Genomic DNA, 9,440 nt, shown 5'->3' with positions numbered 1-9,440 from the left:
CCCTCAAGCGCGCCCAGCACCACAACTGGCCACCACCACAACCAGCAACACCAACCGTCACCCCGCGCGACACAACCTAAAGTCACCAGCATTGGCCCTAGCGCCGGACGGCCGTCGCCCGCTCCAGGAGGTCCGCCACGATGTCCACGCCGTCCCGGGTGAGCACCGACTCCGGGTGGAACTGCAGCCCGGCGAAGCCGGGGCCGCGCAGGGCGTGGACGTCGCCGGTGGCGGTGTCCCGGGCGACCTCGATGTCCTCGGCGGCCAGCCGGGCCGCGTCGGCGTCCGAGCAGCGCGCGGTGAAGGTGTTGTAGAAGCCGACCGTCCGCTTGCGGCCGAACAGGTCGACGTTCTCCTGCGCCCCCTGGTACGGGACGGCCTTGCGGCCCAGCGCGAGCCCGAGTTCGGCGCAGAGCAGCTGGTGGCTGAGGCAGACCGCGAGCAGCGGCGCGGTGCGGGCGCCGGAGCGGACCGCGGCCAGCGCGTCCGCGACGACCGGGCGCAGCACCGCCATCTTGGGGTCGTCGGTGAGCGCCGGGTCGCCCGGGCCGGGGCCGAGCACCAGTGGGCCCCGGTGCTCTGCGACCAGTGCGCGCAGGCCGGGCTCGTCGTAGCGGACCACGGTGACCCGGTGGCCGAGCGAGGTCAGCAGGTGCGCGAGCATCGAGGTGAAGGTGTCCTCGCCGTCCACGACCAGGGTCGGCCGGGCCTCGGTCGCCTCGGCCGGCGACTGCATCCGCAGCCAGAACGGCGCGAGGTCGGCGCGGCGGGAGTCGAGCGCGGCCTGGACCCGGTGGTCGTCGGCGAGCCGGGGCCCGGTCGGGCCGGGCAGCCGGGCGGGGGCGGGCCGGGCGCCGATCGCGGTGAGCACGCCGGCGGCCTTGGCGTGGGTCTCGGCCACCTCGGACTCCGGGACGGAGTGGCGCACCAGGGTGGCGCCGACCCGGACGACCAGGCGCCCGGTCGCCGGGTCGATGTCGGCGGTGCGGATGCAGATCGGCGAGTCCAGCAGCTGCCCGCCGCTCGCGGAGCGCCCGATCAGGGCGAGCGCGCCGGAGTAGTAGCCGCGGCCGGCGGGCTCGTAGCGCTTGATCACCCGGGTGGCGTTCTGCACCGGGCTGCCGGTGACGGTGGCGGCGAACATCGTCTCGCGCAGCACCTCGCGGACGTCCATCGAGGTGCGGCCGCGCAGTTCGTACTCGGTGTGGGCGAGGTGGGACATCTCCTTGAGCCGCGGCCCGAGCACCTGGCCGCCGCGGTCGCCGACCGTGCACATCATCTTGAGCTCTTCGTCGACCACCATGGTGAGCTCCTCCAACTCCTTCGGGTCGTGCAGGAACCGGAGCAGCGAGTCGAGGTCGGCGCCGCCGGCCGGGTAGCGGTAGGTGCCGGAGATCGGGTTCATCACGACGGTGCCGCCGCTCTGCCGGACGTGCACCTCGGGGGAGGCGCCGACCAGCACCCGCTCCCCGGTGTGGACCAGGAAGGTCCAGTACGCACCCCGTTCCTGCTCCAGCAGGCGGCGGAAGAGCGCGAGGGCGAGCTCGGGCGAGTAGTCGTCCAGGGTGGCGTGGAAGTCGCGCCGGATCACGAAGTTGGCGCCCTCGCCGTTGCCGATCTCGTCCTCGATCACCCGGAGCACGACCGCCGCGTACGCGTCGTCGTCCACGTCGAAGGCGCCGCCGGTCAGCGAGACCGGTGACTGCGGGAGGGCGGCGGTGAAGGCGGCCAGCGGCAGGGCGTACTGCTCCTCCACCGAGAGGGCCTGCAGCGGGGTGCCGTCGTCGTGCGCCTCGAAGCCGCGCTCGCGGATCTGCCGGTACGGGACGAGCGCCAGCAGGTCGTGGACCGGGCCGGCGGACGGGATGCCGGCGCGGACCGGCAGGTCGGCGAGGCGGTCGTACCTGCCGACGGTGCCCAGCAGCACCTCGACGGTGTCCGGGGCGTGCCGGGGGGTGCGGCGGTGCAGCAGGGCGAAGGCGGGGGCGCCGGGGGCGGTGAGGCGGGCGAGCAGGTCGGCGGGGGTGGTCACGGGTACGGCTTCCTTCCGGGAGGAGGGGCGGGGGCGGTGCTGGGTTCCGCTCCGGGAGGGGCCGTCTGCTCGAACGACGACGGCCGCCCCGAGGGGCGGCCGTCGTGTTCGTCTAGGAACGCGCGATCGGTGGGCCACCCACGGGGGAGGCCCACCACCAGGACTGGGTGTGGAGCGCGTACACGGGACGAGCGTATCCGATGCCGCCGGGCGGGAGAGGCCGCACGCCGGATCGTCCGTGATGTGTCTCATCCCTCGGGCAATGGTCACGAATCGCTCGTGGCACCCCGTAGCCTTGGCGGTGTGACCGTGACCAATCTCCACTCCTGGCAGTCCCTGCCCGCGGCGCAGCAGCCTGAATGGCCGGACCAAGAGGCTCTGCGCAAGACCCTTGCCGAGCTCGCCTCCTATCCGCCCCTCGTCTTCGCCGGCGAGTGCGACCAGCTGCGCGCCCGGCTCGGTGCCGTGGCTCGTGGGGAGGCCTTCCTCCTCCAGGGCGGCGACTGCGCCGAGGCCTTCGACGGCGTCTCGGCCGAGCACATCCGCAACAAGCTGAAGACGCTGCTGCAGATGGCCGCCGTGCTGACGTACGCGGCCTCGGTGCCGGTCGTGAAGGTCGGCCGGATCGCCGGTCAGTACTCCAAGCCGCGTTCGAAGGCGACCGAGACCCGGGACGGCGTGACCCTGCCGGTCTACCGCGGCGACTCGGTGAACGGCTTCGAGTTCACGCCGGAGTCCCGCATCCCGGACCCGGAGCGGCTGAAGCGGATGTACAACGCCTCCGCCGCGACGCTCAACCTGGTGCGCGCCTTCACCACCGGTGGTTACGCCGACCTGCGCCAGGTGCACGCCTGGAACCAGGACTTCGTGCGCAACTCGCCGGCCGGCCTGCGCTACGAGCAGCTCGCCCGGGAGATCGACAACGCCCTGGCGTTCATGAACGCCTGCGGCGTGGCGCCGGAGGAGTTCAAGACCGTCGAGTTCTTCTCCTCGCACGAGGCGCTGATCCTCGACTACGAGACCGCGCTGACCCGCGTGGACTCGCGCACCGGCGACCTGTACGACGTCTCCGGCCACATGGTGTGGGTCGGTGAGCGCACCCGGCAGCTGGACCACGCGCACATCGAGTTCGCGTCCAAGATCCGCAACCCGATCGGGGTCAAGCTCGGCCCGACCACCTCGGTGGACGAGGCGCTCGCCCTGATCGAGAAGCTGGACCCGGAGCGCGAGGCCGGCCGCCTGACCTTCATCACCCGGATGGGTGCGGGCAAGATCCGCGACCACCTGCCCACGCTGGTGGAGAAGGTCACCGCCTCCGGCGCCCAGCCGGTGTGGATCTGCGACCCGATGCACGGCAACACCTTCGAGGCCTCCAGCGGGCACAAGACCCGCCGCTTCGACGACGTGCTGGACGAGGTCAAGGGCTTCTTCGAGGTGCACCGCGCCCTCGGCACCCACCCGGGCGGCATCCACGTGGAGCTGACCGGCGACGACGTCACCGAGTGCGTCGGCGGCGGCGACGAGGTCCTGGTGGACGACCTGCACCAGCGCTACGAGACGGCCTGCGACCCGCGGCTCAACCGCAGCCAGTCGCTGGACCTGGCGTTCCTGGTGGCGGAGATGTACCGCGGCCAGTAGGCCGGGGCCGGGTGACCGGATGTGACGAAGGCCCCTCCGGATTCGGGATTCCCGAGCCCGGAGGGGCTTTTTCACACCCGGATCGCCGGGTAAGGTGAGGCTTAGTGAGCTAAGGCAAGCCTTAGTCAAGATCCGCTTCGAGCGCTTCACCCCGGGAGAGACCGCGATGTACGTGTGCATGTGCCATGCGGTCACCGAGGACCAGGTGAAGAAGGCCATCGACGCGGGTGCCGACACCCCGCGCCGGATAGCCCAGGGCTGCAAGGCCGGCACCGACTGCGGCTCCTGCGTCCGCCGCATCCAGGCGCTGCTCGGCGAGCACGGCGCCCGGCCCTGCCCCACCGCCCGGCTGGCCGCGAAGCTGGGCCTGGCCGACCCGCAGGCCGAGGCCGACTCCGCGCCGGTCGCCCCGGCAGCCCCGGCCGCTGCCTCCGTCGCGCCCGTGATCGCGCTCCGGGTGGCCTAGCTAGGACTCCGGCTGCTCGATCAGCTGGGCGAGGTAGAGCGGCTCGCCGAGCTTCTCCAGCAGCTCCAGCTGGGTGTCGAGGTAGTCGATGTGGTGCTCCTCGTCGGCCAGGATGTCCTCGAAGATGTTCGCCGAGGTGACGTCGTTCTTGGCCCGCATGACGACGATCCCGCGCTTGAGCCGATCGATCGCCTCGACCTCGATCTGGCGGTCCGCCTCGAACATCTCCTTGACCGTCTGGCCGATCCGGACGTGGAAGAGGCGCTGGTAGTTGGGCAGCCCCTCCAGGAACAGGATCCGGTCGGTGAGCGTCTCGGCGTGCTTCATCTCGTCGAACGACTCGTGCCGGGTGTACTTGGCGAGCTTCGTCCAGCCGAAGTTCTCCTGCATCTTGGCGTGCAGGAAGTACTGGTTGATCGCGGTGAGCTCGGCCGTGAGCTGCTCGTTGAGGAACTCGATGACCTCCGGGTCGCCCTGCATGGTGCTGCCTCCCTGCGCTACGTCCTGCGGTGAGTCCTGGCGTGAGTCCTGCGCTGGGCATCCTGGCACCGTATCGGGCGAAAATTCCAGTAAGTGCACACTCACTAGGACATGTTTCGGAATATCCGATTTGGGGTGAAGTGGGTGGGAGCCGGGGTCGAGCCCTTGGAAGGTGCGGGGACGTGTGATCGACCGCCGGTCCGTACGGATGGGGCGTGAACGGCGCGTGAAGGGGCGCGCGCCGCTGATCGACCGCCGTCTGTCACCATGGAGCCATGGGTCAGTCCGAACACGAGCAGCTTCCGCCGTCTGACCCGAGGCTCCCCCCGGGGCAGCGCGCGCAGCGCGGCTGGCCGGCCCTGCACTACGGACCGGTGCCCCGCTTCAAGCCGCTGACCTGGGATCTCCAGGTGTTCGGCGCCACCGCCTCCGCCGAGAAGCACAGCTGGGACTTCGAGGCCTTCAACGCCCTGCCCCGCGCCACCGTGGTGGCCGACCTGCACTGCGTCACCAAGTTCTCGCTGCTCGGCAACGAGTGGACCGGTGTGCCCGCCGCCACCCTGCTCGCCCTGGTGCCCCCGGCGCCCGGCGTCACCCACGTGATGGTCTGGGCCGAGTACGGCTACAGCGCCAACCTGCGGCTGGCCGACTTCGCCGACGAGCACACCCTGCTCGCCACCCACCGCAACGGCGAGGCGCTGACCGCCGAACACGGCTTCCCCGTCCGGCTGGTCGTCCCGCGGCTCTACGCCTGGAAGGGCCCCAAGTGGGTCCGCGCCGTGGAGTACATGCGGGCCGACCGCCGCGGCTTCTGGGAGGAACGCGGCTACCACAACCTGGCCGACCCCTGGCGCGAGCAGCGCTACACGTACCAGGAGGAGCCGGGCGACGGGCCGCTCCGCTGAGGCCCGGCGCTGTCCGGGAACCCCGGGCGCACGGGCGCCGAAGCCGTACGGGCCCTCCGGAGCCGCACCGACCTGCCTCTGGAAGACGACCTGCCGCTAGAAGAGCGAGAAGCTGACCATCACCACGGTCTTCTGCGGCCGCCGTTCACCGGCGGCCGGCGACTGGCCGCTCACCTTGCCGATGCCGAGGGTCCAGTCGGTCGCGGCCTTCATCGTGAAGCCCGCCGCCTGCAGCGCCTTCTGCGCGTCCTCCCGGCTCATCCCGGTGACGTCCGGGACCGGCACCATGCCCTTGCTGACCACCAGCGAGACCGCGGCGTTCTCCTGCAGCAGCCGGCCGGCGGCGGGCGAGCTGCTGACCACCGAGCCCGCCGGCACGCCGTCGTCGTACGTCTCGGTCACGGTGCCCCGGGTCAGCCCGGCGGTGGCCAGCGCGGCGGCCGCGTCGTCGGCGCTCTTGCCGGTCACGTCCGGCACCGCGATGCGCTTGGGGCCCTTGGAGACGGTGACGGTCACCGCGTCGCTCTTGCGGGTGCGCGCGCCCACTTCGGGGTCGGTGGAGATCACCAGCCCGGCCGGGACGGACTCGCTGAACGCCTCCACGAACCTGCCGTGCATGCCCTCGTGGTCCAGGATCCGCTGCGCCTCGCCCCGGTCCTTGCCGAGCACGCCCGGCACCGAGCCGTACAGGCCGCCGGAGATCCCGTACGTGGCCCCGCCGACCGCCAGCACCAGGGCGGTCAGGGCGGCGGCCCAGATCAGCGGCTTGCGCGGGAGGCGGCGCAGCCGGCCCGGCCGGGCGGTGCGCACCGGGGTCGGCTCGTCGTACGGGCGGGGCTCGACGAGCAGCTGGTCCATCAGGTCGGCCGGCACGTCCAGCACGCTGGTGCGCTCCGGCGCGGGGGCGTCCGCGGGCCGGACCGGCGGCTGGATCACCGAGGTCGGCTCGCTGGTCGGGTAGCGCGGGCTGGGCCGGGTGGAGGCGGGCGGCTCGGCGTCCAGCTCGTCCGGGGTGAGGGTGCGCCGGACCCGCTGGAGCGCGGCGAGCAGCTCGACCGCGTCGTAGGGCCGGGCGTCCGCCGCCCGGGCGCAGGCGCCGGTCACTATGGCGTCCAGCGCGGGGGCGACCTCCGGGGCGATCAGGGAGGGGGCCGGGACGTCCTCGTGCAGGTGCTTGTACATGACCTGGACGGGATTGTCGCCGGTGTGCGGGCGGCGGCCGGTGAGCATCTCGTACAGCAGGATGCCGGCCGCGTAGACGTCCACCCGCTGGTCGGTGGGGGCGTCCGGGAGGATCTGCTCGGGCGCCAGGTAGGAGACGGTGCCCAGCACGGTGCCGCCGGTGGCGGTGCTGGTGGAGGTGGGCGCGCCGTCGGCGGTGCCGAGCACCCGGACCAGGCCGAAGTCGGCGACCTTGACCAGGCCGCTCTCGGTGATCAGCACGTTCTCGGGCTTGACGTCCCGGTGGACCAGCCCGGCCCGGTGGGCGGCGCCGAGCGCGGCGAGCACCGGCTCCAGGACGTCCAGCGCGGCCCGCACCGACAGGGCGCCGCGGTCGCGCAGCAGGTCGCGCAGGGTGCGGCCGGGGACGTACTCCATGGCGAGGAAGACGTTCCCGCCGTCCGCGCCCTGGTCGAAGACGTTGACCACATTGGGGTGGGTGAGCTTGGCGACGGCCTTGGCCTCGCGGATGAAGCGGGCGGTGAAGCCGTCGTCGCCGGCCAGCTGGGGGTGCATCACCTTGAGCGCGACCACCCGGTCCAGCCGCGTGTCCGTCCCCCGGTAGACGGTGGACATCCCGCCGGTGGCGATGCGCTGCTCGACCCGGTACCTGTTGTCGAGGAGGGTGCCGATCAGGGGGTCGTGCAGTGCCATGTCCACCCGGGCGAGTGTAGTGGGGCGGACGGACGCCGGTCCCGGAGGACGCCGTCTCCGGGACCGGCTTGTGACATGCGCGACGGCCTCAGAACGCCGGACGCTCGCGGGTGTCCAGATCGGCCCGGCCGGCCATCGCGGAGGAGGCCTCGGCGTGGAAGCGGCGCGGGATGCGGCCGGCCCGGTGGGCGAGTCGGCCGGCCTCGGCGGCGTGCCGCATCGCCTCGGCCATCAGCACCGGGTCCTGAGCGCGCGTCACCGCGGAGGCGAGCATCACCGCCGCGCAGCCCAGCTCCATGGCCAGCGCGACGTCGGAGGCGGTGCCGGCGCCCGCGTCCAGGATCACCGGGACGCCCGCGCTCTCCACGATCAGCTGGAAGTTGTGCGGGTTGCGGATGCCCAGTCCGGAGCCGATCGGTGAGCCCAGCGGCATGATCGCCGCGCAGCCGACGTCCTCCAGCTTGCGGGCCAGCACCGGATCGTCGTTGGTGTACGGGAGCACGGTGAAGCCGTCGTCGACGAGGGTCTCGGCGGCGTCCAGCAGCTCGATCGGATCGGGCAGCAGGGTGCGCTCGTCGGCGATCACCTCCAGCTTCACCCAGTCGGTGCCGAGCGCCTCGCGGGCCAGCCGGGCGGTCAGCACGGCCTCGCCGGCGGTGTAGCAGCCGGCCGTGTTGGGCAGCACCCGGATGCCGTTGCGGGTGAGCACGTCCAGGACGGAGCCCTGGGTGCCGGCGTCCACCCGGCGCATGGCCACCGTGGTCAGCTCGGTGCCGGAGGCGAGCAGGGCGCGCTCCAGCACCTCCAGGCTCGGTGCGCCGCCGGTGCCCATGATCAGCCGGGAGGAGAAGGCCGTCCCGGCGATGGTGAGAAGGTCGTCGGCCATGGTGTCAGCCTCCCTGGACGGCGGTGAGGATCTCGATCCGGTCGCCGCTGTTCAGCGGCGTGTCGGGCCACGAACTGCGCGGCACCACGGCCTCGTTGAGTGCGGCGGCGACCCCGGCGTTGGCCTTGCTGACGCTGGCCACCAGCTCGGCGAGGGTGGTGGCGGCGGGCAGCCGGCGGGGCTCGCCGTTGACGGTCAGGGCGATCTCGGTCATGCGGGGGCCTTCGCGGTGGAGTGGTCGGGGGAGAACCGGGTGGGCGTGAACGGCCTTGCGAGATCGGGGACTTCGCCGGTCGTCAGGTACTCGGCGACCAGGTCGGCGGTCACCGGGGTGAGCAGCACGCCGTTGCGGTAGTGGCCGGTGGCGGCGACCAGCCCGGGCAGCGCGGTCGGGCCGAGCAGCGGGGCGTTGTCCGGCGAGCCGGGGCGCAGCCCGGCGGAGCTCTCCACGAGCGGGAGTTCGGTGATGCCCGGCACCAACTCGTGTGCGTCGCGCAGGAGTTCGTACACGCCACCGGCGGTGACGGTGGTGTCGTAGCCCTGTTCCTCGGTGGTCGCGCCGATGACCAGCTCGCCGTCCTCGCGCGGCACCAGGTACAGGTGCTGTCCGCGCACCACCGCGCGGACGTTGCGGGACAGGAACGGCCGGTACGCCTCGGGGACGCGCAGCCGGAGCACCTGCCCCTTCACCGGGCGGATCGCCGGCAGCACGCCCTCCGGCAGACCGGGCAGGCGGTGGCTGTGCGGGCCGGCGGCGAGCACGACCCGGTCGGCGGTCACCGTCCCGTGCGTGCTGAGCCGGGCGCCGACCGCGCGGCCGCCCTCGACCAGCAGCTCGACCGCCTCGGCCCGGTGGATCCCGACGGCCGCGCGCTCGCAGGCGCGCAGCAGCGCCCGGAGCAGCCGCCGGGGGTCCACCTGGTGGTCGTCCGCGACGTGCAGGCCGCCGCGCACCCCGGGCGCGAGCATCGGCTCCAGCCTGCGGGCCTCCCGGCCGGTCAGCCAGCTGGAGTCCAGGCCCAGCCGCTGGTGGAAGGCGTGCAGGTCGCGCAGTTCCTCGCGGTCGTCGGAGTCCAGTGCGACGGCGATCGTGCCGCAGCGGCGGTAGCCGGTGTCCTCGCCGCCGCTCGCCTCGGCGCGACCTGAACGCCACATCGA

General features: G+C 72.7%; 9 protein-coding genes. 3 read left to right on the top strand and 6 right to left on the bottom strand.

Annotated elements, in window-relative coordinates; all coding sequences use genetic code 11:
- Positions 1 to 97: 97 nt before the first annotated feature.
- The gene (locus tag ABT247_RS28445) at positions 98 to 2,032 is read right to left on the bottom strand and encodes an anthranilate synthase family protein (RefSeq protein WP_350747924.1); all 1,935 of its coding nucleotides are present in this window, start codon (positions 2,030 to 2,032) and stop codon (positions 98 to 100) included.
- Positions 2,033 to 2,335: 303 nt separating this feature from the next.
- Between ABT247_RS28445 and ABT247_RS28440 the strand changes: the two genes are divergently transcribed.
- A complete protein-coding gene (locus ABT247_RS28440; protein WP_350747923.1) occupies positions 2,336 to 3,670 on the top strand; it encodes a class II 3-deoxy-7-phosphoheptulonate synthase in 1,335 nt (444 codons plus the stop codon).
- A 166-nt stretch (positions 3,671 to 3,836) separates the two neighbouring features.
- Positions 3,837 to 4,136 (top strand): (2Fe-2S)-binding protein, encoded by a 300-nt coding sequence (locus ABT247_RS28435; RefSeq protein WP_350747920.1) that lies wholly within the window; start codon positions 3,837 to 3,839, stop codon positions 4,134 to 4,136.
- Here ABT247_RS28435 and bfr read toward each other — a convergent pair whose 3' ends face one another.
- A complete protein-coding gene (gene bfr, locus ABT247_RS28430) occupies positions 4,137 to 4,616 on the bottom strand; it encodes a bacterioferritin (RefSeq protein ID WP_350747917.1) in 480 nt (159 codons plus the stop codon).
- A gap of 275 nt (positions 4,617 to 4,891) precedes the next feature.
- Between bfr and ABT247_RS28425 the strand changes: the two genes are divergently transcribed.
- A complete protein-coding gene (locus ABT247_RS28425; RefSeq protein ID WP_350747915.1) occupies positions 4,892 to 5,521 on the top strand; it encodes a sulfite oxidase-like oxidoreductase in 630 nt (209 codons plus the stop codon).
- A gap of 96 nt (positions 5,522 to 5,617) precedes the next feature.
- Here the strand turns inward: ABT247_RS28425 and pknB are convergent, their stop codons facing one another.
- The 4 genes from pknB to thiO all read right to left on the bottom strand — a co-directional run.
- Positions 5,618 to 7,396, bottom strand: coding sequence for a Stk1 family PASTA domain-containing Ser/Thr kinase (pknB, locus tag ABT247_RS28420; protein ID WP_350747926.1), 1,779 nt, complete (start codon positions 7,394 to 7,396; stop codon positions 5,618 to 5,620).
- A gap of 88 nt (positions 7,397 to 7,484) precedes the next feature.
- Positions 7,485 to 8,282, bottom strand: coding sequence for a thiazole synthase (locus ABT247_RS28415; protein WP_350747913.1), 798 nt, complete (start codon positions 8,280 to 8,282; stop codon positions 7,485 to 7,487).
- 4 nt (positions 8,283 to 8,286) lie between these two features.
- Complete coding sequence (thiS, locus tag ABT247_RS28410; protein WP_350747910.1) at positions 8,287 to 8,496, bottom strand: sulfur carrier protein ThiS; 210 nt, start codon at positions 8,494 to 8,496, stop codon at positions 8,287 to 8,289.
- Positions 8,493 to 9,440: glycine oxidase ThiO (thiO, locus tag ABT247_RS28405; protein WP_350747906.1), on the bottom strand; the 948-nt coding region annotated here is incomplete at its 5' end. The genes thiS and thiO, both read right to left, overlap by 4 nt.

Source organism: Kitasatospora sp. NPDC001539 (assembly GCF_040298565.1).
Taxonomy (GTDB): Bacteria; Actinomycetota; Actinomycetes; order Streptomycetales; family Streptomycetaceae; genus Kitasatospora.
Note: the sequence above shows the minus strand (reverse complement) of the source record. Positions and strands in the feature narration are given on the sequence as shown.

Coding starts and splice junctions, on each gene's coding strand:
- ABT247_RS28435 (WP_350747920.1), top strand. CDS start 3,837: ATGTACGTGTGCATGTGCCATGCGGTCACCGAGGACCAGGTGAAGAAG.
- bfr (WP_350747917.1), bottom strand. CDS start 4,616: ATGCAGGGCGACCCGGAGGTCATCGAGTTCCTCAACGAGCAGCTCACG.
- ABT247_RS28425 (WP_350747915.1), top strand. CDS start 4,892: ATGGGTCAGTCCGAACACGAGCAGCTTCCGCCGTCTGACCCGAGGCTC.
- pknB (WP_350747926.1), bottom strand. CDS start 7,396: ATGGCACTGCACGACCCCCTGATCGGCACCCTCCTCGACAACAGGTAC.
- ABT247_RS28415 (WP_350747913.1), bottom strand. CDS start 8,282: ATGGCCGACGACCTTCTCACCATCGCCGGGACGGCCTTCTCCTCCCGG.
- thiS (WP_350747910.1), bottom strand. CDS start 8,496: ATGACCGAGATCGCCCTGACCGTCAACGGCGAGCCCCGCCGGCTGCCC.